Raw genomic sequence first — 26,185 nt, 5'->3', positions numbered from 1 at the left:
CCCGGACAAGACGGAGAATGACCATGACCTACGAAGCCCAGACCGAGACCGAGACCCGCTGCAGCTGCAACCCCTGCACCTGCCGCAACTGCGGCTGCTGAGCCCCAAGGGGCCGCGCCCCGGCGCGGCCCCGCCCTGCTCGACCGAAAGGCTTCATCATGTCCGCCAAACCGCATGCCATCCTCTACCGATTGGCCACCTCGCAACATCTCTGCCCCTGGGGCCTGCGCTCGCTTCACCTGCTGCGGAGCCGCGGCTACCAGGTGGAGGACCAGTTGCTCACCACACCAGCCGCGAACGACGCGTTCAAGGCCGACCATGGCGTGAAGACCACGCCGCAGGCTTTCATCGATGGGCGCCGCATCGGCGGATATGAGGACCTCCGCCGCTATTTCGGGCTCAAGGTCCGCGATCCCAAGGCGCTGACCTATGCCCCGGTGATCGCGGTGTTCGGCATGGCTGCGGCGATAGCGGTAGCGCTGAGCGAAGCGGTGCTCGGCACACCGTTCACCTTGAGCGCGCTGCAGTGGTTCATCGCGATCGCGATGTGCCTCCTCGCACTCCTCAAGCTGCGCGACCTCGACGGCTTTGCCACCGGTTTTCTCGGCTATGACCTGCTTGCGCGCCGCTGGGTGCCCTATGCGAAACTCTATCCGTTCGCGGAAGGAATCGCGGGCGTGCTGATGCTCGCCAGCCCCGCCTTCCACTGGATCGCGAGCCCGATCGCGCTGTTCATCGGCTCGATCGGGGCGATATCGGTGTTCAAGGCGGTCTATATCGACAAGCGCGAGCTCAAATGCGCCTGTGTCGGCGGCGACAGCAATGTGCCGCTCGGCTTCATCTCGCTCACCGAGAATCTGCTGATGGTGGGCATGGCGCTGTGGATGACGGGCGAGGCCTTCTAGCCGGGTTGCATCCCCTCCCGGCTTCGGTCAGCTTGCGCGCACGCCATCTGCAGAATGGCGCATATCCGGGAGGGCGCCGATGAAGACGATCCGGCTGTTGCTGCTTGTCCTGCTGACAGCGCTGTCCTTTCCCGCGGCAGCCGCGCCGGCGCCCTATTCGAGCTTCAAGGTGGGGGTGTACGCCCGCGCCTATGAGGTACGCGAGATGGCCGACCCCAACTGGCTGAAGCCGCGCTGGGAGCGGATCAGCCGTGACCTGCATGTCGATCATATCTGGCTCGAGACGCACCGCGACATGATCCTGGTCGACGACAAGACGCTCGACACGGCGATCAAATTCTTCCGCGACCGCGGGGTGCGCGTGTCGGGCGGGATCACCTGGACGATCAGCGAGCCCAACCGCTTCGAGACCTTCTGCTATTCGAACCCCGAGCATCGCGCCTGGGTGAAGAAAGTGGTCGAGCACACCGCCCGCCATTTCGACGAGATCATCCTCGACGATTTCTTCTTCACCAGCTGCAAGTCGGATATCGAGATCGCCGCCAAGGGCGAGATGAGCTGGACCGATTACCGGCTCAAGCTGATGACCGAGGCGGCGCGCGACCTGATCGTCGGGCCCGCGCGGGCGGTGAACCCCAAGGTCAGGGTGATCATCAAATATCCGAACTGGTACGCGCATTTCCAGGGGCTGGGCTTCAACCTCGAGACCGAGCCCAAGCTGTTCGACGGCATCTATACCGGCACCGAGACGCGCGACGCGGTGACGAGCGCGCAGCATCTCCAGCCCTATCTCGGCTATCAGGTGGTCCGCTATTTCGACAATATCGCGCCGGGGCGAAACCTGGGGGGCTGGGTCGATCCGTTCGGATCGCGCACCCTCGACCGCTATTCGGAGCAGCTGGCGATGACCCTGTTCGCCAAGGCGCCCGAGATCACCCTGTTCGATTTCCGCTCGCTCGCCACGCCCGTCACCGCCGCCCAGCGCGGGGCGTGGCAGGGCCAGGGGACCAGCTACGACTTCGATACGCTGACCGCGGGCTATCGCGGCGCCGACGGGGTGCTCTCCAGCGACCTCACCATCGCCACGCCCGCGGGGCGGACCTTCGCGATGCTCGACAAGGTGGTGGGTCAGCTGGGCAATCCCATCGGGATCAAGGGATACCGGCCATACCATTCGCGCGGCGAGGATTTCCTGCCCGACTTCATGGGGATGATCGGGCTGCCGATGGACGTCTATCCGGCCTATCCGGGCGATGCCGCCACGATCTTCCTGACCGCCACCGCCGCCGCCGATCCGGGGATCGTCGGCAAGATCCGCGGATCGCTGACCGCGGGGAAGACCGTGGTCATCACCACCGGGCTGCTCCGCGCGCTTCAGGACCGGGGGCTGGGCGACATCGCCGAGCTGCGCGTGTCGGAGAAACGGGCGCTGGTGAAGGACTTCCTGATCGGGTTCGGGCCGCTGGCGCAGTCGGAGAGCCCGATCCTGATCCCGCAGGTCGACTATCTGACCAATGACAGCTGGGAGGATGCCAGCGCGATCGACGGCGCGATGGGGTGGCCGATGCTCCACGACGCCGATTATTCGAAGGGGCATCTGTTCGTGGTGACGATCCCCGACAATGCGGCGGACCTGTACGAGCTGCCCGCTCCCCTGCTCAACCGCATCCGCGCGACGATGGCCCAAGACATGTTCGTGCGGCTGGAGGGGCCGTCGCGGGTCGCGCTGTTCGCCTATGACAACGACACGCTGATCGTGGAGAGTTTCCGCGACGAGCCGGTCGATATGGGGCTGATCACCGCGGGCCGGTTCAAGCGGCTGCGCGACTTGCAGACCGGCGAGGTGCTGACCGGCGAGACGCTTCCCGACAATCCGCGCCGCCGCGCGGGATGGGCGCCGAGCGATGCGGGGAAATCGAGCTTCAAGCTGGGGCTCAAGCCGCATTCGTTCCGCGTGTTTCGGGCGGAGTAGGAACAACCTAATCCTCCCCCGCCAGGGGGAGGTGGCGCCGAAGGCGTCGGAGGGGGCGGATTCCAGAACGTAGCGAGGGGCTTCCTCCCCCTCCGTCAGCTGCGCTGCCACCTCCCCCTGGCGGGGGAGGATTTGAGATCAATGATTGTGCCGCGGCACCTTCTCGCTCGTCCGCCGGTATTTGAGCGCAAATTCGAGCGCGCCGCCCTCCCCCAGCTGGCCGGTCTTCTCGCGGTACAGTTCCTCCCACGGCGTCTGGCTGTCGGGGATCGGCGGGGCGGGTTCGTCCTGGAGACGGCGGGTGATCTCGCCCAGATCGACCAGCGCGTTGCAGGTGCCCTGGTTGAGGTCGATCCGGATAATGTCGCCGGTGTGGAGCCACGCCAGGCCGCCGCCCGCCGCGCTTTCGGGCGAGGCGTTGAGGATCGAGGGGCTGTCCGACGTGCCCGACTGGCGCCCGTCGCCGAGCGTGGGGAGCGACATCACCCCCTTCTGGATCAGATGATCGGGCGGCTGCATGTTGACCACCTCGGCCGATCCGGGCCAGCCGAGCGGGCCCGAGCCGCGGATGACGAGGATGCAATTCTCGTCGATGGCGAGCGCGGGATCGTTGATGCGGTGGTGATAATCGTCGGAGCCGTCGAACACGATCGCGCGGCCCTCGAATATATTCTCGGCGCCGGGGCGCGAGAGGTAGCGGGCCTGGAATTCGGGGGAGATCACGCTGGTCTTCATGATCGCCTGGTCGAACAGATTGCCCTTGAGCACGAGGAAGCCGGCACGCTCCTTGAGCGGCTTGTCCCAGGCGAAGATGACCTCGGGGTCCTTGTTGACCGCGTCGGCGACATTCTCGGCGAGGGTCTTGCCGGTGACGGTCCTGACCGATCCGTCGAGCGCGCCATTCTCGATCATCGCCTTGATGACGACCGGGATGCCGCCGGCGCGGTGGAAGCGCTCCGACAGGAATTTGCCCGCGGGCTGCATGTTGACGATCAGCGGCAGGTCGTAGCCGGCCATCCAGTCCTCGCTGGTCAGGTCGAAGCCGGCGTGGCGCGCCATTGCGATGAGGTGCGGCTGGGCGTTGGTCGAGCCGCCGATCGCGGTGAGCAGGTTGATCGCGTTGAGGAAGGACTGGCGGCTGAGGACCTTGGACGGGCGCAGGTCTTCATAGGCCATGTCGACGATGCGGCGGCCGGTCTCGTAGGCCATCTGGCCGCGCTCGCGATAGGGGGCGGGGATCATCGCGCAGCCGGGGAGCGACATGCCGAGGCCTTCGGCGATGGAGTTCATCGTCGAGGCGGTGCCCATCGTGTTGCAATGGCCCGAGGAGGGCGCGCTGTCGGTCGCGCGGCGGAGGAATTCGGCCTCGTCGATCTCGCCGGCCGCCATTTTCCGGCGCGAGCGCCAGATCACGGTGCCGCTGCCGACCAGTTCGCCCTCGTGCCAGCCGTCGAGCATCGGGCCGCCCGAGAGGACGATCGCGGGGATGTCCACCGTCGAAGCCGCCATCAGCGAACTGGGGGTGGTCTTGTCGCAGCCGGTGGTGAGGATGACGGCGTCGATCGGATAGCCGTTGAGGATCTCGACCAGCCCCAGATAGGCGAGGTTGCGGTCGAGCGCGGCGGTGGGCCGGCGGCAATTCTCGAAGATCGGATGGAGGGGAAACTCCATGGGGATGCCGCCGGCGGCGAGGATGCCCTCGCGCGCGCGCTTGACCGTCTCCAGATGGATGCGGTTGCACGGTGCGATATCGCTGCCCGATTGCGCGATGCCGATGATCGGCTTGCCGCCCTGCAGCTCGGCGGGGGTGATGCCGTAATTCATGAACCGCTCGAGATAGAGCGCGGCCATATCGCTGCGGCCTGGGGCGGCGAACCATTCGCGCGAGCGGAACGGGCGGGCGGGGGTGCGAGTCATGATTGGCCTTTAACAAAAAGGGTGCGGCTCCGCAGCCGCACCCTCAGGGAAAGCTGGTTGATCGGCGTGGCGGTCAGCCCTCCATCGCCTCGAGCTCCTTGCCCTTGGTCTCGTGAATGAACCTGGCGACCAGGAAGAAGCTGATCACGGCACAGACGCCGTAGAAGCTGTAGCTCGCGGCGAGGCCGATCGAGGTGAGCATCACCGGGAAGGCCTGAGCGATCGCGTAGTTCGCGGCCCATTGGAAGAAGCCCGCGACGGCGAGCGCCGAACCGCGGATCTGGTTCGGGAACATCTCGCCGAGCATCACCCACATCACCGGGCCCCAGCTGACGTTGAAGAAGATCACATAGATGTTGGCCGCCCACACCGCGATCTTGCCCGAGTCGCCCGGCAGGACGAGCTTGCCATCGACCAGGCCGCCCTGGCTGAAGGCATAGACCATCGCGAACAGCGACAGCGCCATGCCGACCGAACCGAGCAGCAGCAGCGGCTTGCGGCCGATGCGGTCGATCAGGATGATGGTAACGAAGCAGGCCGCGATCGAGACCGCGCCCGAGCCGATGTTGATCAGCAGCGAATCCTGCTCGCTGAAGCCCGCCGCCTGCCACAAAGTCGCGCCGTAATAGAAGATCACGTTGATGCCGACGAGCTGCTGGAACACCGCCAGCATGATGCCGACCCAGACGATCGAGCGGACGCCGAGGAAGCCGCGGCCACCCGCGGGCGTGAACACGTCGCTGAGGCGTGGACGGTGATCATGCGCGAAACTGTCCTGAATCTCGGCGACCTTGGCCGCCGCCGCATTCGGACCCGACAGGCTGGTGAGCACCGCGAGCGCCTGATCGTTGCGGCCCTTCGACACCAGATAGCGCGGGCTTTCCGGAATGAAGAACAGCGCGATCAGGAAGACCACCGCGGGAACGCCCTGAAGCAGGTACATCCAGCGCCACGCCTCGATATCGAACCAGATCTTGTTGGTCGAAACCCCGGCGATCGCGGTGACATAATAGTTGGCGAGGAACGCCGCGGTCAGGCCGGTGATGATCATCACCTGTTGCACCGTCGTCATCCGGCCGCGGATGCTGGCGGGCGCGACTTCCGAGATATAGGCGGGCGAGAGCACCGATGCGGCGCCCACGGCCATGCCGCCGATGATCCGGGCGATCAGGAAGATCATATGTTCGTGCGCGATGCCCTGAACGATTGCGCCACCAAGAAAGAGGACGGCGGCGATCCGCATCACGTTGCGGCGGCCCATCGCGTCGGCGAGGATGCCGGCCAGCGACGCGCCCGCGACGCAGCCGAGCAGCAGCGAACCGACGGTGAAGCCGAGCCACGCATCGTCGAGGTTGAAGGCGGCCTTGAGGCCGGGCTGGGTGCCGTTCACGGCGCCGCTGTCGTAACCGAAAAGCAGGCCGCCGATCGTCGCGACCGCGACGATGGCGAAGACGAGGCCGAGATTGGTCCTCTCTGCGCTCTGATTCATATAAGGGTCCCCTCTCCTCACCCCGTGCGGATGCTCTGCCGGGCGTGTTAGCGGTAACGGTTACGGGATCGGAGGGGAAAAGCAAGCCGGTTCGGGCGCTTTCGCCCGCTTTACGACAGCGTTGACCGACGAGGAAGCCGCGCGGGCGTGCCGCTAAAGCGCCTTCACGCCGGCGCGGCGCGTGCTGACCGCCACGCCCGGGGGCGGGCCCGAGGATTCGCGGACCACCAGTTCGTAATCGAGTAGCTGATCGTCGGTGCGGTTAGGATCGACCGGCTCGGGGGAGCGCAGCCGTTCGAGCAGCAGGTTGAGCGCGGTTTCGGCCATTGCCGCGGTCGGCTGGCGGATCGTGGTGAGCTCGGGCCAGATGGTGGTGGCGAGCTGGGTATCGTCGAAGCCGACCACGCTCAGATCCTGCGGGACATGCATGCCGCGCCGGTGCGCCACGCCCACCGCGGCGGCGGCCATATCGTCGTTGGTCGCGAAGATCGCGGTCGGCGGATCGGCGCGGTCGAGCAGCCGCTCGGTGGCGATGATGCCCGAGCGGAAGGTGAAATAGCCCTGTTCGACCGCGACGTCGGAGAGCTTCATCCCCGCCTCCTCGATCGCCGCGACGAAGCCGCGATAGCGCTCCATGCTCGAGCTCTGGTTCGGGTTGCCGCGGATGAAGCCGATCCGGCGGTGGCCGAGATCGAGCAGGTAATGCGTCATCGCCGCCGCCGCGCCGAAATCGTCAATGCGGACATTGAGCGTGCCGGGCACGGCGACGCCGATCGCAACGCAGACCGCGGGGATCTCGGCGGTGGCAAGCTCCGCCTGGACCGCGGGCGCCTCGGAGAGCGGGCACGGCAGGATCACGCCCTCGACATCGGTCGCGGCGAAGCGGCGCGTGGCCTCGGCCTGCGCATCGGGCCGGTCACTCTCGCACGCTTCGAGCACGAGGTGGCAGCCCGCGCGGCGCGCGGCGGCGAGCGCGCCGATCAGGAATTGCGAGAGATAGGCGGCGGAAGGGTTCGAATAGAGGAGGCCGATCCGCGTCGCCTCACCCGCCGCGAGGCTGCGCGCGGCGCTGTTCGGCGAATAATTGAGCTTCTCGATCGCGGCGAGGACGGCCTCGCGCGTGGTAGCGCGAACATTCGAGCCCCCATTGACGACCCGCGAAACGGTCATCGCGGACACGCCCGCGGCCCGCGCAACATCCTGCACGGTCACGGTACCACGGCTTCGCCGGCTGGGTTTGCTCAAACATCCCTCCTGTGGCGGGCATAGGTTTGCGCTCGCAAGAATGCAATAAAGTTGCGCAGGGCGCTCACCGGTTGACCGTCCCGATGCGCGTCATCTATGCTTGATAGCGCTACCAAAAAACCGACAACGCTGGACAATAGCGGCAGATCGGAACGCGAGGGAGAGGATGATATGACCGTTACCGGCCAGCATGTGGCGGGGGCAAGCGCCCGCCACATCAGGATCGCCGCCCTTGCCGCCGTCGCCGCGGTCGCCATCGGGGGCGCAATGCCGCTGATGGGATCGAGCGCGGTCGCCGAGCATCCCGCCACCGCCCCCGATCGCCCGCTCTACAAGGATGCGTCGCAGCCCGTTTCGGCGCGCGTCGATGACCTGCTCGCGCGGATGACGCTCGACGAGAAGGCGGCGCAGCTCATCTCGGTGTGGCAGACCAAGGGGCTGATCCAGGACGATGCGGGCAATTTCGATCCCGCCAAAGCGAGCAAGAATTTCCCCAACGGGCTCGGCATGATCTCGCGCCCGTCGGACCGGGTCGGCGTGGTGCAGGCCAGCGGCGCGGGCGCGGTTGCCAATAGCGGCAACAAGAGCGGCGAGGAGATGGCGCGCTACATCAACGCCGCGCAGAAATGGTCGATGGAGAATACACGGCTCGGCATCCCGATGCTGATGCACGAGGAATCGCTCCACGGGCTCGTGGTGCCGGGGGCGACCGCCTTCCCGCAATCGATCGCGCTCGCCAGCACCTGGAATCCGGGGCTGCTCGAGCAGATCTTCACCGTGGCGGCACGCGAGGCCCGCGCGCGCGGTGCGAACCTGGTGCTCGCGCCGGTGGTCGATGTCGCGCGCGATCCGCGCTGGGGGCGGATCGAGGAAACCTATGGCGAGGACCCCTATCTGGTCGGCGAGATGGGACTGGCGGCGATCCGTGGGTTCCAGGGCACCACGCTGCCGCTGGGCAAGGACAAGGTGTTCGTCACGCTCAAGCACATGACCGGCCATGGCCAGCCCGAGAACGGCACCAATACTGGCCCCGCGCAAATCAGCGAGCGGACGCTGCGCGAGATGTTCTTCCCGCCCTTCGAACGCGCGGTGACCGAACTGCCGGTGATGGCGGTGATGGCGAGCTATAACGAGATCGACGGACTGCCGAGCCACGCCAACAAATGGCTGCTGACCGACGTGCTGCGCGGCGAATGGGGCTTCAAGGGCGCAGTGGTGAGCGACTATTTCGCGATCCGCGAACTCGTCGCGCGGCACCACATGTTCTCCAACGTCCGCGACGCCGGCGCACGGGCGCTCGATTCGGGCGTCGATGTCGAGACCCCCGATGGCGAGGGGTTCAAGGACCTGGTCGGGCTGGTGCGCGAGGGGCGGATCAGCGAGGCGCAGATCAACAATGCAGTGCGCCGCGTGCTGACGATGAAGTTCCTCTCGGGCGCGTTCGAGAACCCCTATGTCGATGTGAAGGCGGTGAACAAGCTCACCGGCACCCCCGCCGATATCGCGCTGGCCCGCGAGGCGGCGCGGCAATCGGTGGTGCTGCTGCGCAACCAGAACAATCTGCTTCCGCTCGACGCCACGAAGATCAAGAAGCTTGCGGTGATCGGGACGCACGCCAAGGACACGCCGATCGGCGGCTATTCGGACGTGCCGACCCATGTCGTGAGCGTGCTCGAGGGCATGGAGGCCGAGGGCAAGGGCAAGTTCGAAGTCGCCTATTCGGAAGGCGTGCGGCTGACCGAGGGCCATGTCTGGGCGCAGGACAGCGTGACGCTGACCCCCGATGCCACCAACGACAGGCTCCGCGCCGAGGCGCTGGAGGTCGCGAAGAGCGCCGACACGATCGTGCTGGTGCTCGGCGGCAACGAGGCGCTGAGCCGCGAGGGCTGGGCCGACAACCATCTCGGCGACATGGACACGCTCGACCTGGTGGGCCCGCAGAACCAGCTCGCCAGGGAGCTGATCGCGCTTGGCAAGCCGGTGGTGGTGGTGCTGCTCAACGGGCGGCCGATGTCGGTCAATTATCTCGCGGGCAACGCCCCTGCCCTGCTCGAGGGCTGGTACCTCGGCCAGGAGACGGGCAACGCGCTCGCCGACGTGATCTTCGGGCGGTACAATCCGGGCGGCAAGCTGCCGGTGTCGATCGCGCGCAGCGTCGGCCAGCTGCCGATCTACTACAACCGCAAGCCGACTGCGCGGCGCGGCTATCTGTTCGGCGATACGAGCCCGCTTTATCCGTTCGGCTATGGGCTCAGCTACACGACGTTCGAGATGGGCGCACCGGTGCTGGGATCGAGCACGATCGGGATCAGCGATCATGTGAGCGTGAGCGTAAAGGTGACCAACACCGGCAGCCGCGCGGGCGATCAGGTCGTCCAGCTCTATGTCCATGACGATGAGGCCAGCGTCACCCGCCCGGTGATCGAGCTCAAGCGCTTCCAGCGCGTGACGCTCCAGCCGGGCGAGACCAAGACCGTGACGTTCGAGCTCAACCCGCGCGACCTGAGCTTCTACAATGTCCAGATGAAGCGCGTGGTGGAGCCCGGCACCTTCACCATCTCGTCCGGCCCCGATTCAGCGACGCTGAAAAGCACCACCCTTACGGTGAAATGACGGCACCGTAAGACCTGCCCCCGGGGTGAAAGCCTCGGGGGCATTTTCTTCATTTCGTCATCCCGGCGAAAGCCGGGACCCAGAGCCACAAACGACATCGCCGATTACCCTGGGCCCCGGCTTTCGCCGGGGTGACGACCTATGCCGTCGCGTCCAGCCAAGCCGCCACCCAGAAGAGCGGCGCGTTCCAGTTGATCGCCACCTCGTTCATCGTGAACAGGTTGATGTCGTCCTTGTAGCAGCCCATCGGCGCGCAGGGGCCGCCGATCGCCTTCCTGACTTCCTCGCTCATGAAGCCGCTATTGGGCCCGCCCGAGAGCACGCCGGGCGGCGGCCCGGGGAGCTTCGGGTCGAGCTGGTGCGCCCAGAAGCGGTGATGCGGGTTGCGCATCGGGCGGGCGCCGTAACCGCTGACATAGGACTGGTCGATCGGGTTGCGGCCGAGCAGGTAATCGACCGAGTCGATCACGGCGTCGCGATACTTGCGGTCGCGGCTGTGATCGTACGCCATCGCCAGCAGCATCGCGCGGTTGAGCAGGCTCGAGGTCGAGCCCCAGGGATAGGCGGGCGGGTTGTAGGGCACGCGGTAGCCGGTCCGGGTCTCGTCGGCGAGGAAGCGGTCGGCGGCGGCGGTGATCGCGGCCCAGGCGTGGCTGGCATCCTCGGCGGGCGAATCCTTCGCGGTGGCGATCGTGATCATGCCGAGCGTCGCGGTGCGCCCCCAGCTCGCTTCCTGCAGCTCGGCGGTCCAGTGCGGCGAGGCGCGATAGGCTTCGCGATATTCGGCCTTGCCGGTGGCGGCATAGAGCTGGGCGGCGGCCCAGAAGAATTCGTCGCTGACATCGCCGTCGCCATAGCCGCCGCTGCCGGTGAAGGCGCCGGTGGCATAGATTTGCGGGTTGCGCTTCGCCGCGGCCCAGGCGCGCTCGGCGGCCTTGAGGCATTTGGCGGCATAGGCCGGGTCGGGCCGGCCGAAGATCCGGGCGCATTCGGCCGCGGTGGCGGCGAGATTGAGCGTCGCGCCGGTGGTGGGCGGGTAGATCACCCGCTCCTCCTTGTCGTCGGCGGGGGCGGTGGGGAGCTTGGTCCAGTTGCGGTCGGCGACCTTGGCATGGGCCATGCCTGAGGCGTCGATCTCGGTGAAGACGAGGGGCGGAGGCGGGGTGCCGCCGGGCGGGCCGAAGCGCGGGAGCTGGTTGACGGGGACGCTCAGTTTCGTGCCCTCGGGCACCTGCATGCGGAGGAAGAAATCCATCTCCCAGCGGATCTCGTCGAGCAGGTCGCCCCGGCCGTTGCCGGCCTCGGGGATGCGCAGCGACCTGTCGGGGAAGGCCTTCCAGCCGCCCGAATAATGGGCGTTCATCAGCGTCCAGAGCGAGATGCCGCCGTTGACGAGATACTTGCCCTGGTCGCCGGCATCGTACCAGCCGCCACGGACGTCGAGTTTGTAGGGGCAGCCGGGCCAGTCGTTTCCGCGCAGGTCCTTGCCCGCGAAGCAGGGCGCGATCTCGGTGGCGTGGCCGGCGGGGCGGGCCCAGGTGGCGCCGACGAAGCGCGCCTCGATGGGGATGCCGGCGCGCTGATGGTAGAAGAAGGCGGCGGCGTCCGCGGCGAGATTGCCACGGGGGTGGAGGCCGATATCGAACGAACGGCTTTCCATATCGACGACCTTGAGCCGATATCCCTTCCCAGCCTTCCGCCAGGCGGTGAAGTCGATCACATGGACATTCTCGCCCGAGGCCGCGTCCTGCCCGAACACGGCTGTCCGCCCGCGCAGCACCACGCCGCCGCGCGCATCGAGCAGCTGCCAGTCGAGCGCGCCGTGCGCCGCGCTGCCCAGCATCGCGCGCTTGGGACCGAGCGTCTCGAAGCCGGTCTGGTTGAGCCGGATCGGGCGGATCGGATCGGCGACCTGCGCGGCGGCGGGCAGCGCGAGGCAGAGCGCGAGGGCGGTGAGGGTCAGGCGCATCGTGCTGCTCCTATCGGGCGGAATAGGCATAGGGGCCGAGGGTCGCGCCGATAAAGCCGCCCGCGGTTTTGGTACTGAGGAAATGGCCATCCAGGCGGCCGAGTTCGATCGGGCTTTTTCCGCCGACGGCGTAGGAGAAGCGATAATCGGCTCCCCGGGCGGAGATGCTCAGTCGCACGGTCTCGCTACCGTCACCGCCAAGCGGCGCCGTGGCGATGATGACGCCGCGCGCGGAGTCGTTCGGGCCCTTGCGCGCCTCGACCAGCACCACACGCTTGCCCCCCACCATGCCGATGCCGACAAACGCCCAAAAATCGTCGTTCTGGAACACGGCGAGGCCGGCGCGGTCGCCGTCCTTGGCAGGGTTGAAGCGCAGGGTCGTTTCCGCATCCGCGGCAAGATGCTGCTGACGACGTGCGAGGAAGGACGGATTGCCATAGTCGCCGAGGCCCACCGGCCGCGCGGTGAGCTTGAGCCCGTCATCCCCGAGCGCGTACCATTGCTCGCGCGGATTGCGCAGCATCATCCAGTTCTCCGGCAGCAGCTTTGCGCCCGCGAACACGATGATCGACAGGAGCGGGCCGTTGGTGGCTTTCAGCGGCCTGTCCGACGGGTAGAAACCGGGCCGCTTGTGTGTGACCGGAATCGCATCGCGCGTCATCATCGGCCAGCCATCGACCCACTCCACCGGCAGCAGGAAGGTCTCGCGCCCGGTATTGTAGAAATCGCCCTCATAGGGCCGGACCGCGAGGAAGGTGGCCCACCATTTCCCGTCGGGCGTCGAGACCAGCTCGGCATGGCCGGCGGAGGTGATCCGCGACGTGCGGTCGCCGGGCAGGTCGCGCTGGGTGAGGATGGGATTGTTGGGGTTGGGCAGATAGGGGCCGGTGACATTCTTCGAGCGCAGCATCACCTGGCTGTGGCCCTCGGCGGTGCCGCCCTCGGCGCAGCTGAGATAATACCAGCCATCCTTGCGGAAGATGTGCGGGCCCTCGATCCAGATCGGCTTTTTCGAGAAATCGACGCCGCCGTTCACCAGCACGGTGCGGGGGCCGAAGCTCTTGAGCGTCTTGAGGTCGAATTCCTGGATCCAGATCGCGCGGTGGCCCTGATATTCCGGCTTGCCCTCGGGCGGACCGTTGTTGACGATCCAGGCGCGGCCATCGTCGTCGAAGAAGAGCGAAGGATCGATTCCGCCCTCGAGCGCGGGCAGCCAGACCGGATCGCTCCACGGGCCCGCCGGGTTCTTCGCGGTGATGACGAAATTGCCGCCGCAATCGACGCAGGTGTTGAGGATGTAGAAGATCCCGTCCTTGGCCTGGATCGTGGGCGCGAAGACGCCGCGCGACATGCCGAGCTGCTTGAAATCGAGCATGTCGGGCCGGTCGATCGCGTTGCCGATCTGCTCCCAGTCGACAAGGTTCTTCGAGCGCCAGACCGGGATGCCGGGGAAGTAGCTGAAGGTCGAATGGACGAGGTAGAAGGTGTCACCGACGCGCGTGACGCTGGGATCGGGGTAGAAGCCCTGCAGGATCGGGTTGCCGTACTCGCCTTCCCGCGCCGCGCCGAAGCCATAGGCGCTGTCGTCGCCCGAATAGGTGAAGCTCTCAAAGGTCGCGGTGAGCGGTGCCTGTTGTGCCGCCGCCGGCACCGAAAACAGCGCGAGGGCCGCCGTCAGAAACGCCTTTACCCGCATTGCCCTCTCCTCAACTGCGCCCGGGAGCATAGGGGTTCTGGATCGCCTTGTACCAGTCCAGATCGTGCGGCGGCGGGGCATGGCCTTCGGGCAAGGGGCGCTTCGAGATCGACTGGAAATAGGCGATCGAGGCGTCGCGCCACCACTGCGCTTCCTGCAGCTGGATCTCGAGGAACATGTGCGTTTCCTCCCAGCGCTGGTCGTCGATCTTGCCCTTGAGGCTGTCCCAGGTGGCGATCATGCCGCGGACATAGTCCACGCCCTTGTCGTAGTGCGTGATCAGGCCGTCCCACAGCGTCTGGCCCGAGCGCAGGCGATAGTCCCAGGGCAAATGATGGAACCAGAGGAGGAATTCCTCGGGCGTCTTCTTCACGCTGCCGAACTGCTCGGCGAGCGGGGCAGCGTACTGCGCCACCGCGTTGCTGCCCGATTTGGTGCGGTCGAAGCCGATCCCGTTGGCATCGGCCTTGTGGTAATAGGCCGGGTTCCATTCGGGGCGGGCGAGGTCCGAGACCCAGGGGGCCGGGCCATAATGGTGGCCGGTCGCCATCAGATGGGCCAGGCCGAGGGGGGTCATGTAGTCGACTACCGCCTCGCGCGATCCCATCATCATCGTCGCGATCGCATCGACCACCGCGGGATCGTCGCTCCACGTCATCGCGGCCCAGTCGCGCGCGATCGTGTCGGCCGAGTCCTCGGGGTTCCAGGCGAAGCGGCCAAAGGCGTACCAGTTGCTCTGCGCGAATTGCGAGCCGGACCAGTTGCGGTCGTTGCCGATATTGGCAACCCCGGCCATGCCGGTGACCGCGCCGGGATCGACGGGCTTTTCGAGGATCGAGGCGACGCTGTTGCCCTTGGTGGGGCGGAAGGTGTCGGCGTGGAGCGCCTCCTTCCACATTGGCCCCAGATAGACGAGGTGGGTGTTGAAGCCGAGATATTCCTTGGTGATCTGGAATTCCATCATCAGCGGCGTCCTGGGCATCGCCCCGAACAGCGGATGGAAGGGCTCGCGCGGCTGGAAGTCGATCGCGCCGTTCTTGACCTGGACCATGACATTGTCGCGGAACTGGCCGTCGAGCGGCTGGAACTCGCTATAGGCCTGCTTGGCGCGATCATCGGCGTTCTCGGCCGAATAGACGAAGGCGCGCCACATCACGATGCCGCCATGGGGCTTCAATGAGTCCGCCAGCATGTTGGCGCCGTCGGCATGGTTGCGCTTGTAATCCTGCGGACCCGGCTGGCCTTCCGAATTGGCCTTGATCAGGAAGCCGCCGAAATCGGGGATGACCGCGTAGATCTCGTCGATCTTGGCCTTCCACCAGGCGGCGACCGCGGGATCGAGCGGATCGGCACTCTTGAGCCCGCCGATCTCGATCGGGGCGGAGAAGCGCGCGGTGAGGTAGACGCGGATGCCATAGGGGCGGAAGATGTCGGCGAGCGCCTTGACCTTGACCAGCCAGGGGGCGGTGAGGATGGTCGCATTGGCGTTGACATTGTTGAGGACGACGCCGTTGATCCCGATCGAGGCATTGGCCCGGGCATAATCGGTGTAGCGCGGATCACGGAAGGTCGGCAGCGTCTGCCAGTCCCACAGCGAAAGCCCGGAATAACCGCGCTCGACATGGCGATCGAGATTGTCCCAATGGTTGAGCACGCGGCGCTGGAGCTTGGGCGCGTCGGCGATGTCGAGCTTGTCGATCCGCTCCGCCAGCTGAATCTCGCGGAGGAAACGGAACACGCCGTAGAGCACGCCGATATCGCTGTTCGCCGCGATCACCGTCGCGTCCTTGCCGCCGATCCTGACCGAGCGAATCACGAAGCCTTCGCTGCCCAGGGACCCGAGCGGCAGGTTCAGCCCGGCGATGATCGGCGAACTGGCGGGGGTGCCGATCACGATCGCGCCATCGGCCACCACGCCCGGCACCAGCGGCATCCTGTGCCCCAGCATGCCGCCGATCCCCATCTGGAGCTCGCGGGCCGCCGCATCGAGCGTGGGGCTCCTGCCCTCCACCACCAGCAACGCGGTGAAGCCGTCATAGACGATGTGCCGCGCCGGCTCGATCGGGCGATAGCGCAGCCAGAGATCGTAGCCGTCCTCCGCATTCGCTTGACCCGGGATCGCCAGCGCGGCCATCAGGAAATAGAGGAACAAGATCAGGTGCCGCATCGTCATCCGCTCCGGGGTTTGCTCGCTGGGCGGTCGTTCGCCGCCGTTGACAAAGGCGTTAGCATGGCGTTTTTGGTAGCGCTATCATCATACAATTGCGCACATCGGGTCGATGTGGGGCATAGGGGGAGAGGATAATGCGGGCAACCCGCGCAGGAATGGCGCATGGCTGAGATCGTCTCCGCACGCGTGATCGTCACCTGCCCTGGACGCAACTTCGTCACGCTCAAGATCGAGACGAAGGACGGCATCACGGGCATCGGCGACGCGACCCTCAACGGGCGCGAGCTGGCGGTCGCCGCCTATCTGAACGACCATGTCATCCCGATGCTGATCGGGCGCGACGCGCACCGGATCGAGGATATCTGGCAGTTCCTCTACAAGGGCGCCTATTGGCGCCGCGGCCCGGTGACGATGAGCGCGATCGCCGCGGTCGATATGGCGCTGTGGGACATCAAGGGGAAGGTCGCCGGGCTACCGCTCTATCAGTTGCTCGGCGGGGCGAGCCGCGATGGCTGCATGGTCTATGGCCATGCCAATGGCCGCGACATCGCGGAGACGGTCAGCAACGCGCTGGCCTATCAGGAGCAGGGCTATAAGGCGATCCGGCTGCAATCGGGCGTGCCCGGGCTCGCCGCGACCTATGGCGTCTCGAAGGACAAATATTTCTACGAGCCCGCCGACGCCGCGCTGCCGACCGAGAGCCTGTGGTCGACCGAGAAATATATGCGCTCGGTCGAGCCGCTGTTCAAAGCGGCCCGCGATGCCCTGGGCTGGGACGTGCATCTGCTCCACGACGTGCATCACCGCTGCACGCCCGTGGAGGCGGGGCGGCTGGGCAAGGACATCGAGCCCTATCGCCCCTTCTGGCTCGAGGATGCGACGCCCGCGGAGAACCAGGCCGGCTTCCGCACGATCCGCCAGCACACCACGACCCCGCTTGCGGTGGGCGAGATCTTCAACTCGATCTGGGACTGCAAGCAGCTGATCGAAGAGCAGCTGATCGACTATATCCGCGCGACCGTGGTCCATGCCGGGGGCATCACCCATCTGCGCCGGATCGCGAGCTTTGCCGACCTGTACCAGGTGCGGACCGGCTGCCATGGCGCGACCGACCTCTCGCCGGTGTGCATGGCCGCGGCGCTGCATTTCGGGATATCGGTGCCCAATTTCGGCGTGCAGGAATATATGCGCCACAGCCAGGAAACCGATGCGGTCTTCCCGCACAGCTACAGTTTCAAGGACGGGCTGATGCACCCGGGCGATGCGCCGGGACTGGGCGTCGAGATCGACGAGAAGCTCGCCGCCACCTTCGAGTATAAGCGCGCCTATCTGCCGGTCGCGCGGCTCGAGGATGGGACGATGTTCAGCTGGTGAGGGATCGCGCAATGACGGGAATGACACGCCGCGAGATGCTGGCGGCGGGAACGGCGCTGGCGGTCAACGGGCTGGCCGGCAAGGCAGCGGCCCAGACCGCGCCCGCGACCGGGCTCAACGCGCTGGCGGCGGCCAAGGGCATGCGGTTCGGCTCGTGCTTCGCCTGGGCGCCCGCCGGCGCGGATCGCGGGTCGTTCGCCAATCCGGCCTATGCCGCCCTGCTCGAGCGCGATTGCGGCGTGCTGGTTCCCGAGAACGAGTTCAAATGGCAGGCGCTCCGGCCCGACGCGACGACCTTCAACTTCGACCGCTTTTCCGACATGCTCGACTATGCCGAGGCCAAGGGCATGGCGATGCGCGGGCACACCCTGTTCTGGCACAAGACCGAGCGCATGCCGCGCTGGCTCAACGACTATGATTTCGGCGCCGATCCGCCCAAGAGCGCCAGGACGGTCCTCGGCCAGCATATCCGCACCGCGGGCAAATATTTCGGCGATCACATCTACAGCTTCGACGTGGTCAACGAGACCGTCTCCGAGCAGGGAGCCTTGCGCGAATCCGCGCTGTCGCGCGCGTTCGGCGGGACCGAGGCGATGCTCGACTTCGCCTTCCACACCGCGCGGACGGCGGCGCCCAAGTCGCAGCTCGTTTATAACGACTATATGAGCTGGGAGCCGGGCAATGACGCCTTCCGGACCGGCGTGCTGCGGATGCTCGAGGGGTTCAAGAAGCGCGGGGTGCCGTGCGACGCGCTGGGGCTGCAATCGCATATCGGGATCCGCAGCAATGACTCGGTGAAAAGCCTGGTCGCCGGGCAGGAGCGTGCGTGGCGGGGCTTCCTCGATGAGGTGACGGGGATGGGATACCAGCTGCTGATCACCGAATTCGACGTCAACGACCGGGGCCTGCCCGCCGATATCGAAAAGCGCGACCGGGCGGTGGCGGACTATGCCAAGGCCTATCTCGACATCTGCTTCAGCTACACCCAGCTCAAGGACGTTCTCGCCTGGGGGATGTGCGACAAATATAGCTGGCTGCAGGGCTTCAGCCCGCGCGGCGACAAGCAGCCGATGCGCCCGGTGCTCTATGACGCGGGGTTCAAGCCCAAGCCGCTCTATGCGGCGTTCGAGAACGCGTTCAAGGCGGCGCCGGGGCGTTGATTGGATAATCCTCCCCCGCCAGGTGGAGGTGGCGCGCGCAGCGCGACGGAGGGCGAGGACACGAAACAGACGTGGCCGCCGCCCTCCCCCTCCGTCAGCTTCGCTGACACCTCCCCCTGGCGGGGGAGGATTTAGAGCCCCGCCACGATCTGCTTGAGCGTCGCCTTCATCCGGGCAAGCATCTCCGGGGTCGGCGGGCCGAGCACACCCTTGGTGTCGCCCTCCAGATGCGGCACCGGATCGGCCGAGAAGACGAAGTTGTCGAACACCATCCGCCAGACCTCGCGCTGCTCGTCGGGGATGCCGCGAAAGGCCCAGAGCGCGTGCATCAGCGCGTCATAGGGGCGGCCAAGGCCCGCCTGGGCGGGGTTCCACCAGTAATTGACGAAGGCGTTGACCTTTTCGAGCGAGTCCACCGCGTGCCACCAGTGAAAGGGCAGATAGATGGCGTCGCCAGGCTCCAGCACCGCCGACTGGGCATGCTTCGCGGCCTCGGCGTAGAGCGGGAAACGCTCAAGATCGGGATGCGCGAGATCGACCAGGCTCACCGGCGTCCCCGCGGGGGTCACCTCGATCGGGCCGATATAGAGGTTGGGCAGCTGATCGGGCGGGAAGACGGTGAAGCGCCGCCTGCCGAGCACGACCATGCCGATATTCTCCATCAGGTCGAAATGCGGCGCGACGCGGATCGTGTTGCCGATCCAGATGCGCGGCTGGACCGACCGGTCGAGCAGGCCGGTGTCGTTCGCCTCGACGAAGCCCGGGAGCAGCTGCGGGATATTCTCCCCCTGCACCGCGAGCGAGAAGGGCGCCTCGGCAGTGCGATCGCCCAGCAGCCGGCCGAAAAAGGCCGCGAGCGGCGCGGCGGCGCGGGTGAAGTTCATGCCCTTGAGATCGGGCGCGTAGAAGAAGCGGCCCTCGATCTCGGGCGCGCCGATCAGCACCGTGACCTCGCGCGGCGGGGCGAGCGACATGAGATAATCGATCCCCGCCTCGTCCGATTGCATGCCCGCCTTGACCGACGGCCAGTCGGCGCCGAGCCCGCGCAGGATCGCGGGCTGCTGGAGCGGACGGATCTCGTCCTCGAACATGCGCCGGTCGACGTTGGTGAACTCGCGGATCGGCCTGGGGTCGGGCAATTGGGTCACGAGGCGCGTCTCAAACTCACATCACTGTTGCTGTTGTTCTGCACGAAGAATTCCCGCTGGGTCGGCATCTGCTCGGCGGTACTCTCGATCACCTCGCGGATATGGCGGAGGCGCTTGAGCGTCTCCTCGTCGGAGAGCAGGTCGGCGCTGGGGTGATAGCCGCCCGCCTGGATCCCCTGCCCGATCAGCACCGCCTGCCAGCTGCTCTCGGTGAACAACTCCTCATGCTCGCGGAAGATGCGGCCGTTCGATCGGAACATGGCGAGCTTTTCGGCGAGGCCCGCGGGCGGATCGATGTTGCGGCAATAGTCCCAATAGGGCGTGTCGTTGCGCTCGGTCGCCATATAATGGAGGACGAGGAAGTCGCGGATATCGACATATTCCTCCTCGGTCTTGGCATTGTAGCGGTCGATCTCGGCCTGGTTGAAGTTGCGCGTCGGGAACAGCGTCATCAGACGGCCGATGCCCGACTGGACGAGGTGGATGCTGGTCGATTCGAGCGGTTCGAGGAACCCCCCGGCGAGCCCGAGCGCGACGACATTCTTGACCCAGGCCTTTTTCCGGTGCCCCGCCTGGAAGCGGAGGTAATTGGGATCGGCGAGCGTCGGCGCGCCCAGATTGGCGAGCAACGTCTCGAGCGCCTCGTCGTCCGAGATATGCGCCGAGCTATAGACATAGCCATTGCCGACGCGGTGCTGGAGCGGGATGCGCCATTGCCAGCCCGCGGGCCGCGCGGTCGACCGGGTGAGCGGCTGTTCGTCGGCGCTGCTCTCGCACGGAATCGCGATCGCGCGGTCGTTGGGGAGCCATTTGCCCCAATCCTCGAACCCGGCCCCCAACGTCTGCTCGATCAGCAGCCCGCGAAAGCCCGAGCAATCGATGAACAGGTCGCCCTCGACGCGGGCGCCGCTTTCGAGCGTCACCGCCTCGACGAAACCGGTTTCGCCATTCTGGACGACATCGACGATCTTGCCCTCGGTGCGGACCACGCCCCAGGCTTCGGCCATACCGCGCAGGAAGCGGGCGTAGAGCCCCGCGTCGAACTGGTAGGCATAGGCGATCTTCGAGACCGGCGAATTGGGCAGATCATAGCGCGGCCGCATCATCCGCGACTTGAGCCCCGCCACCGCGCCGATCGAATAAAGGTCGAGTTCGGTCGTGTCGCCGAGCGCGCGGCCCTTGAGCCAGTGATGGTAGAATTCGATCCCCATCATATCGACGCCGTAGAAGCCGAACGGATGGACGTAGCGATGCCCGATCCGCACCCAGTCGCGGAATTCGATGCCGAGCTTGTAGGTGCCGTTGGTCGCCTTGATGAAGGCGTCCTCGTCGATCCCCAGCATCTGGTTGAACAGGGTGATCTGCGGGATCGTCGCTTCGCCGACGCCGACGGTGCCGATCGCGTCGGATTCGATCAGCTCGATCCGCAGCCCGGGCATCTCGCCCATGATCTTGGAGAGCGCGGCGGCCGCCATCCAGCCGGCGGTGCCGCCGCCGACGATGACGACGCGCCGGATGCGGTCGTCCCTCACAGCGGCGTGCCCCAGTCGATCGGGGCGGGCGCGGGCGGCGACGGATTGGCGATCATCTGGAGGAATTCGCGCTGGCTGGGCATCTGCGCCGCGGTCTGGCGATAGCCTGCACGCATCTGCTCCATCGCCTCGAGCACGCGGTTCTCGTCCATCGAATCGGCGACCGGATCATAGCCGTCGGGGACGATCCCCTGCCCCAGCAGCACCGCCACCCAGCTGGTGACGCCGAACAGATCGAAACCCTCGCGGAAGGTCCGCCCCTTGGCGCGCCACAAGTCGATCACCTCGGCCAGCCCTGGCGGCAGTTCCATCGTGCGGCAATAATTCCAGTAATCCGAATCGTCGCGTGTGGTGGCGGCGAAATGGAGCGCGATGAAGTTGCGGACGTCCTCGTATTTGAGCTGCATCACCGCGTTGAACTTGTCGCGTTCGGCGTCGAGGAAGCGGCGGTCGGGGAAAACCAGCAACAGCATCGCGAGCGCGTTCTGGATCAGATGGATGCTGGTCGATTCGAGCGGCTCGATAAAGCCGCTCGACAGGCCCATCGAGACGACATTCTTGTTCCACGAAAGCTTGCGGCGGCCGGGGGTGAAGTTGATCCGCCGCGGCTCGTCGAGCGCCTCGCCGTCGAGGCCCGAGAGCAAGGTGTCGATCGCCTCGTCGTCGCTCATATGCGCGCTCGAAAAGACGATGCCGTTGCCGGTGCGGTGCTGGAGCGGGATGCGCCACTGCCAGCCCGCGCGCTTCGCGGTGACGCGGGTATAGGGCGTCAGCTCCTCGGGATTGGCGCAGGGGACCGCGTAGGCGCGGTCGTTGAGCAGCCACTGGCCCCAGCTCTCGTACCCTGTCCCCAGCGCCTGCTCGATCAGCAGCCCGCGGAAACCCGAGCAATCGATGAAGAGGTCGCCATGGATCTCGGTGCCGTTCTCGAGCCGGACCGCCTCCAGATAACCGGTCTCATTGTCCCGGAGCACATCGGTGATCTTGCCCTCGACGCGCGTCACCCCGCCGGCCTCGGCATAGCTGCGAAGGTATTTGGCGTAGAGGCTCGCATCGAAGTGATAGGCGTAGGTCAGCTCGCGGATCGGCCCCTGCGCGCTGGCGGCGGGGCGCGCCATCTTGTTCTGCAGCCCCGCCACCGCGCTCATGCAATATTCGGCGATATTGGGCATCGGCCGCTTGGCAGCCTCCCGCAGGTAGAAATGGTGGAAATGCACCCCGTGGATCTGGTGGCCATATTGGCCGAAGGGGTGGAAATAGCGCTCGCCGATCGCGCCCCAGTCGACGAACTCGATGCCGAGCTTGAACGTCCCCTGCGTCGCGGCCAGGAACTCGTTCTCGTTGAGCCCGAGCATGCGGTTGAACTCGACGATCGGCGGGATCGTCGCCTCGCCCACGCCGACGATGCCGATCTCGTCGCTCTCGATCAGCACGGTCTTCGTGTAGCCATTGTTCATGAAGCGGGCCATCGTCGCGGCCGCCATCCAGCCGGCGGTGCCGCCGCCGACGATGACGATACGGCGGATACGGCGATCGCTGTCGATCGAAACCTCTTCTGTCATCGGGAAGCACCTGAAAGCTGGCGCATATAGGCGCCCTGAGTGGGAAGGTTGGGGATCATCGCGGCGATCCCCTCGCGCATCTGGGCCATGGCCCGGTCGGACTGGTCGGGCGGGGTCAGGTCGATCAGCGGATCGACCCGGCGCGGCATCACCCCCTGGCCGAGCAGCACCGCAGCCCAGCTGTGGCGGGTGAAGGTCTCTTCCTCATAGAGCGGCAGCCGGCCGCGCTCGCGGAACAGGCGGAGCGTGTGCGCGAGCGAGTCCGGCGGCGTCGCCGCGGCGGCATCGCGCCAGAAGGGCTCGTTGCGCTCGGCGGCCGCATAATGGAGCGCGACGAAATCGCGCGCACGCTCGGCCTCGGCGGCGCATTCGCGGTTGAAATCCCACAGCTCGACCGGCGACCAGTCGCGGTCGGGCATCTTGGTGATCAGCCGGTCGAGCGCGCTGTGCGCGAGATGGAGGTTGGTCCATTCGAGCGGATCGATCGTCACCGCCGCATCGCCGATCGCGACGCAATTGCGGAACCAGGGCTGCGAGCGGCGGCCCGAGCGGAAGGCGACGCTCGTGCCGGGGAGCATCGCCCCCGCTTCCGCATCGGAGAGATGCGCCGAGCTGTAGACCAGCCCCCGCGAGCCCGAAGCGCGCGACTGGCACTGCCACGCCCAGCCCGCGGCGTGCGCGGTGGCGGTGTCGAGCGTCGGCGGATCGGCGGCGCCCGGCCCCTCGGCGAAGATCGCGCGGTCGCAGGGGAGCCAGGCGCTCCAATCCTCGAACCGGTCGTCGAGCTTCGAGCGGATCGTCGCGGCCGGGCCGGTGCAATCGACGAACAGATGCCCGCCGATGCTGGAGCCGTCGTCGAGCAGCAGGCTCTCGACATAGCCGGTGTCGGCCGCGAGCCGGACATCGGCGATCCCCACCGGCCGCTCGACCACCCCGACATGCTGCGCAAAGGCGCGCATCATCGCGACATGGCCGCGCGGATCGACGATGAGGCCATATTCGAAGCCCGAGAGCGGCGAATTCGGGTCGTCCTGCGGATGCACGAAGCGGCTCCCCCGCGCCATCATCGCGGCGGGCGAATAGCTGTCATAGGGCGCGGGCTTGCCCTTTTGCGCCTGGCGCACCCAATGCTGGTGGAACTGCGCGATCCCGATCGTGCGGCCGACCTCGCCATAGGCATGGACATAGCCGGGACGCTTGCCGTTCCAGCCCTCGAACAGCGTGCCGAGCCGGAAGGCGGCGCCGGTGCCCATCATCACCTGCGCCTCCTCGATCCCCAGATCGACATGGAGGCCGACGATCGAGGGCAAGGTGGCATGGAGCCGTTCGGACAGCGCATCGGCGGGCGCGGCGCCCACCAGGGTCACGGTGGCGCCCGGGATCTTGCGCTTGAGCATCGCCGCGGCGGTCAGCCCGACAAGGCCGCTGCCCGCGACGACGATCCGGGAGATGCGGCGATCCTCGGTCACATCGCCTCCGCCGGCATCGGGCAATAGCGCTCGAGATAGTCGCGATGGCCCTGCATCCCCGCGATCTCGGTGCGGATCTGGGCCTTCATCTGCTCCATGCCCTTCGCGACCTGATCGAGCGGCGGCGCGTCGGCGCGCAGGTCATGACCCTCGGGGATCACCCCCTGCCCCAGATAGACCGCGATCCAGCTCGCATCGAGGAACACGCCCTCGCGATATTTCACGACCCTGCCCCGCTTGCGGAACAGCTCGAGCTTGTCCGCAAGGCTTTCGGGGATGCTCATCGTGCGGACATAGTCCCAATAGGGCGTGTCGTTCCGCCGGGTCGCGTGATAATGCAGGATCAGGAAGTCGCGGATGCGGTCATATTCGAGATCGACCAGCCGGTTGAACTCGTCGCGGTCGATATCGGCGATCGCCTTTTCCGGGAACAGCTCGATCAGCGCGGTGATGCCGATCTGGGTGAGGTAAATGCTGGTCGATTCCAGCGGCTCGAGGAATCCCGAGGCGAGCCCCACCGAGACGACATTCTTGACCCAGCTCCTGCGCCGCCGCCCGGCGATGAACTTGAGCAGCCGGGGATCGGCCATCTTCTCGCCCTCGACCGCCGCGACCAAGGCCGCCGCGGCTTCGTCCTCGCTGATGAAGCGGGTCGAGAAGACATAGCCATTGCCGGTGCGGTGCTGGAGCGGGATGCGCCAGCGCCAGCCTGCGGGCATCGCGGTGACGGTGGTGAGCGGCGTCAGCGCCGTCGCGGTCTTGCAGGGCATCGCCACCGCGCGATCGTTGGGCAGCCAGTGCGACCAGTCCTCGAACGGCTCGCCCAGCGTCTTGCCGAGCAGCAGCGAGACGAAGCCCGAGCAATCGACGAACAGATCGCCCTCGATCACCTCGCCGCTCTCCATCGTCAGCGAGACGATGTCGCCGCTTTCGGGATGCTGGTTGACGCCGACCACCCGGCCCTCGGTCCGCACTGCGCCGGCCTCCTCGGCGACCTTGCGCATGAAGGGAGCATAGAGCGTCGCGTCGAACTGATAGGCATAGCCGAAGGTCGAGGCGAGCGAGGTCGGATCGGTCGAGGGCAAGGCGAAGCGCGCCTGGCGCGCGACCTGCACGCCCATCGACAGCTCGTCGAGTTCGGGCACCGGCACGCCCGCCTGCTTCAGCCGCAGCCAATATTGGTGGAAGTCGACCGCACCGCCGCCGAGACCGAAGGTGCCGAACGGGTGGATATAGGAGTCGCCGATCGCGCCCCAATCGTTGAACTCGATCCCCAGCTTGAAGGTCGCGCGGGTGGCGGCCATGAACTCGGCCTCGCGGATGCCCAGCCGCTCGTTGAAGGCGCGGATATGCGGCAGCGTCGCCTCGCCCACCCCGACGATCCCGATCGCTTCCGATTCGACCAGGCGGACATCGACGCGGTGCGGCAGCAGCTTCACCAGCGCCGCAGCCGTCATCCATCCGGCGGTGCCCCCGCCCACAATCACGACACGCTGTACAGAGCCGGCCTTCATCCGATCCCCGTTGCCTCCCCTAGCTATCCCGCGGGGTTAGGGCGCGCGCGGCGGCCAAGTCAAACCCGATTCGGCGCCTGCTGCGCGCGCACGGACAATATAGCCAATATGGCGCGACCCATTTTTGTCAGCGCTGTCACCCCCTTCGCCGTGCACGCGTCCCACGGCGAGACGAAGACCCCGCAAAATCCCTGATCCGCATTGGTCCAAAATGACGGCACATGCCTCGTTAACCACGGTTTTCTGCCATTCCCGGGCCGGCAGCGTTGCGCGGATGCCACATATGACAGGTTAATTACAGCACCTCTCCGGCGCCTCCCCCGCAGGACCTTGCAGTCCGTCCCACATTCCGATACCGCTAACATAACGAAAATAGCACTCAGTGCTGTCAGCGTTGTCAGAATACGCTTCAAATGGGGAGGAAGCTTCAATGATTCGGATCGGTAGTGA

At 66.4% G+C, this 26,185-nt stretch carries 16 protein-coding genes; 5 read left to right on the top strand and 11 right to left on the bottom strand.

The window, feature by feature from the left end:
• Positions 1-158 precede the first annotated feature (158 nt).
• Both OF829_RS09255 and OF829_RS09250 read left to right on the top strand, forming a co-directional pair.
• The gene (locus OF829_RS09255; RefSeq protein WP_264939726.1) at positions 159-905 is read left to right on the top strand and encodes a MauE/DoxX family redox-associated membrane protein; all 747 of its coding nucleotides are present in this window, start codon (positions 159-161) and stop codon (positions 903-905) included.
• Between the two features lie 79 nt (positions 906-984).
• Positions 985-2,877, top strand: coding sequence for a hypothetical protein (locus OF829_RS09250; protein ID WP_264939725.1), 1,893 nt, complete (start codon positions 985-987; stop codon positions 2,875-2,877).
• Between the two features lie 138 nt (positions 2,878-3,015).
• On the opposite strand, the gene OF829_RS09245 is transcribed toward OF829_RS09250, so the two are convergent.
• The 3 genes from OF829_RS09245 to OF829_RS09235 all read right to left on the bottom strand — a co-directional run bounded on the left by OF829_RS09245 (position 3,016) and on the right by OF829_RS09235 (position 7,528).
• Positions 3,016-4,794, bottom strand: a complete 1,779-nt coding sequence (locus OF829_RS09245; protein ID WP_264939724.1) for an IlvD/Edd family dehydratase — start codon at positions 4,792-4,794, stop codon at positions 3,016-3,018.
• A 73-nt stretch (positions 4,795-4,867) separates the two neighbouring features.
• Entirely contained in the window at positions 4,868-6,283 is a 1,416-nt protein-coding gene (locus OF829_RS09240) for a sugar porter family MFS transporter (protein WP_264939723.1), read from the bottom strand.
• Positions 6,284-6,436: 153 nt separating this feature from the next.
• The gene (locus OF829_RS09235; protein ID WP_406701418.1) at positions 6,437-7,528 is read right to left on the bottom strand and encodes a LacI family DNA-binding transcriptional regulator; all 1,092 of its coding nucleotides are present in this window, start codon (positions 7,526-7,528) and stop codon (positions 6,437-6,439) included.
• Positions 7,529-7,699: 171 nt separating this feature from the next.
• On the opposite strand from OF829_RS09235, the gene OF829_RS09230 reads away from it, so the two are divergent.
• Positions 7,700-10,141 (top strand): glycoside hydrolase family 3 N-terminal domain-containing protein, encoded by a 2,442-nt coding sequence (locus OF829_RS09230; protein ID WP_264939722.1) that lies wholly within the window; start codon positions 7,700-7,702, stop codon positions 10,139-10,141.
• A gap of 139 nt (positions 10,142-10,280) precedes the next feature.
• Here OF829_RS09230 and OF829_RS09225 read toward each other — a convergent pair whose 3' ends face one another.
• Genes OF829_RS09225 through OF829_RS09215 form a run of 3 tightly spaced genes read right to left on the bottom strand, consistent with a single transcriptional unit; the run spans position 10,281 to position 15,973 of the window.
• Entirely contained in the window at positions 10,281-12,110 is a 1,830-nt protein-coding gene (locus tag OF829_RS09225) for a glycoside hydrolase family 9 protein (RefSeq protein WP_264939721.1), read from the bottom strand.
• 10 nt (positions 12,111-12,120) lie between these two features.
• Entirely contained in the window at positions 12,121-13,806 is a 1,686-nt protein-coding gene (locus OF829_RS09220) for a glycoside hydrolase family 43 protein (RefSeq protein WP_264939720.1), read from the bottom strand.
• 10 nt (positions 13,807-13,816) lie between these two features.
• Entirely contained in the window at positions 13,817-15,973 is a 2,157-nt protein-coding gene (locus tag OF829_RS09215) for an alpha-glucuronidase family glycosyl hydrolase (protein ID WP_264939719.1), read from the bottom strand.
• 165 nt (positions 15,974-16,138) lie between these two features.
• On the opposite strand from OF829_RS09215, the gene manD reads away from it, so the two are divergent.
• The gene (manD, locus tag OF829_RS09210; RefSeq protein ID WP_264939718.1) at positions 16,139-17,350 is read left to right on the top strand and encodes a D-mannonate dehydratase ManD; all 1,212 of its coding nucleotides are present in this window, start codon (positions 16,139-16,141) and stop codon (positions 17,348-17,350) included.
• An 11-nt stretch (positions 17,351-17,361) separates the two neighbouring features.
• Entirely contained in the window at positions 17,362-18,510 is a 1,149-nt protein-coding gene (locus tag OF829_RS09205) for an endo-1,4-beta-xylanase (protein ID WP_264939717.1), read from the top strand.
• Between the two features lie 131 nt (positions 18,511-18,641).
• On the opposite strand, the gene OF829_RS09200 is transcribed toward OF829_RS09205, so the two are convergent.
• From OF829_RS09200 to OF829_RS09180, 5 genes are read right to left on the bottom strand one after another with little or no spacing between them, the layout of a single operon-like run.
• Positions 18,642-19,658: a cupin-like domain-containing protein gene (locus tag OF829_RS09200; RefSeq protein WP_264939716.1), complete on the bottom strand. Its 1,017-nt coding sequence runs from the start codon at positions 19,656-19,658 to the stop codon at positions 18,642-18,644.
• On the bottom strand, positions 19,655-21,190 hold the full coding sequence (locus tag OF829_RS09195; protein ID WP_264939715.1) for a tryptophan halogenase family protein: 1,536 nt from the start codon (positions 21,188-21,190) through the stop codon (positions 19,655-19,657). Before OF829_RS09195 ends, OF829_RS09200 begins: the two co-directional genes overlap by 4 nt.
• Positions 21,187-22,752 (bottom strand): tryptophan halogenase family protein, encoded by a 1,566-nt coding sequence (locus OF829_RS09190; protein ID WP_264939714.1) that lies wholly within the window; start codon positions 22,750-22,752, stop codon positions 21,187-21,189. The genes OF829_RS09195 and OF829_RS09190 overlap by 4 nt, the downstream gene beginning before the upstream one ends.
• Entirely contained in the window at positions 22,749-24,221 is a 1,473-nt protein-coding gene (locus OF829_RS09185) for a tryptophan halogenase family protein (RefSeq protein ID WP_264939713.1), read from the bottom strand. The genes OF829_RS09190 and OF829_RS09185 overlap by 4 nt, the downstream gene beginning before the upstream one ends.
• A complete protein-coding gene (locus OF829_RS09180; RefSeq protein WP_264939712.1) occupies positions 24,218-25,735 on the bottom strand; it encodes a tryptophan halogenase family protein in 1,518 nt (505 codons plus the stop codon). The genes OF829_RS09185 and OF829_RS09180 overlap by 4 nt, the downstream gene beginning before the upstream one ends.
• Positions 25,736-26,185: the final 450 nt, after the last annotated feature.

The organism is Sphingomonas caeni, assembly GCF_026013415.1.
Taxonomy (GTDB): Bacteria; Pseudomonadota; Alphaproteobacteria; order Sphingomonadales; family Sphingomonadaceae; genus Sphingomonas; species Sphingomonas caeni.
Note: the sequence above shows the minus strand (reverse complement) of the source record. Positions and strands in the feature narration are given on the sequence as shown.

Excerpts from the sequence above, each read along its gene's own strand:
- OF829_RS09180 (WP_264939712.1), bottom strand. The coding sequence starts at position 25,735 with ATGAAGGCCGGCTCTGTACAGCGTGTCGTGATTGTGGGCGGGGGCACC.
- OF829_RS09245 (WP_264939724.1), bottom strand. The coding sequence starts at position 4,794 with ATGACTCGCACCCCCGCCCGCCCGTTCCGCTCGCGCGAATGGTTCGCC.
- OF829_RS09230 (WP_264939722.1), top strand. The coding sequence starts at position 7,700 with ATGACCGTTACCGGCCAGCATGTGGCGGGGGCAAGCGCCCGCCACATC.
- OF829_RS09205 (WP_264939717.1), top strand. The coding sequence starts at position 17,362 with ATGACGGGAATGACACGCCGCGAGATGCTGGCGGCGGGAACGGCGCTG.
- OF829_RS09215 (WP_264939719.1), bottom strand. The coding sequence starts at position 15,973 with ATGCGGCACCTGATCTTGTTCCTCTATTTCCTGATGGCCGCGCTGGCG.
- OF829_RS09255 (WP_264939726.1), top strand. The coding sequence starts at position 159 with ATGTCCGCCAAACCGCATGCCATCCTCTACCGATTGGCCACCTCGCAA.
- OF829_RS09250 (WP_264939725.1), top strand. The coding sequence starts at position 985 with ATGAAGACGATCCGGCTGTTGCTGCTTGTCCTGCTGACAGCGCTGTCC.
- OF829_RS09240 (WP_264939723.1), bottom strand. The coding sequence starts at position 6,283 with ATGAATCAGAGCGCAGAGAGGACCAATCTCGGCCTCGTCTTCGCCATC.
- OF829_RS09190 (WP_264939714.1), bottom strand. The coding sequence starts at position 22,752 with ATGACAGAAGAGGTTTCGATCGACAGCGATCGCCGTATCCGCCGTATC.
- OF829_RS09225 (WP_264939721.1), bottom strand. The coding sequence starts at position 12,110 with ATGCGCCTGACCCTCACCGCCCTCGCGCTCTGCCTCGCGCTGCCCGCC.
- OF829_RS09220 (WP_264939720.1), bottom strand. The coding sequence starts at position 13,806 with ATGCGGGTAAAGGCGTTTCTGACGGCGGCCCTCGCGCTGTTTTCGGTG.
- manD (WP_264939718.1), top strand. The coding sequence starts at position 16,139 with ATGGCTGAGATCGTCTCCGCACGCGTGATCGTCACCTGCCCTGGACGC.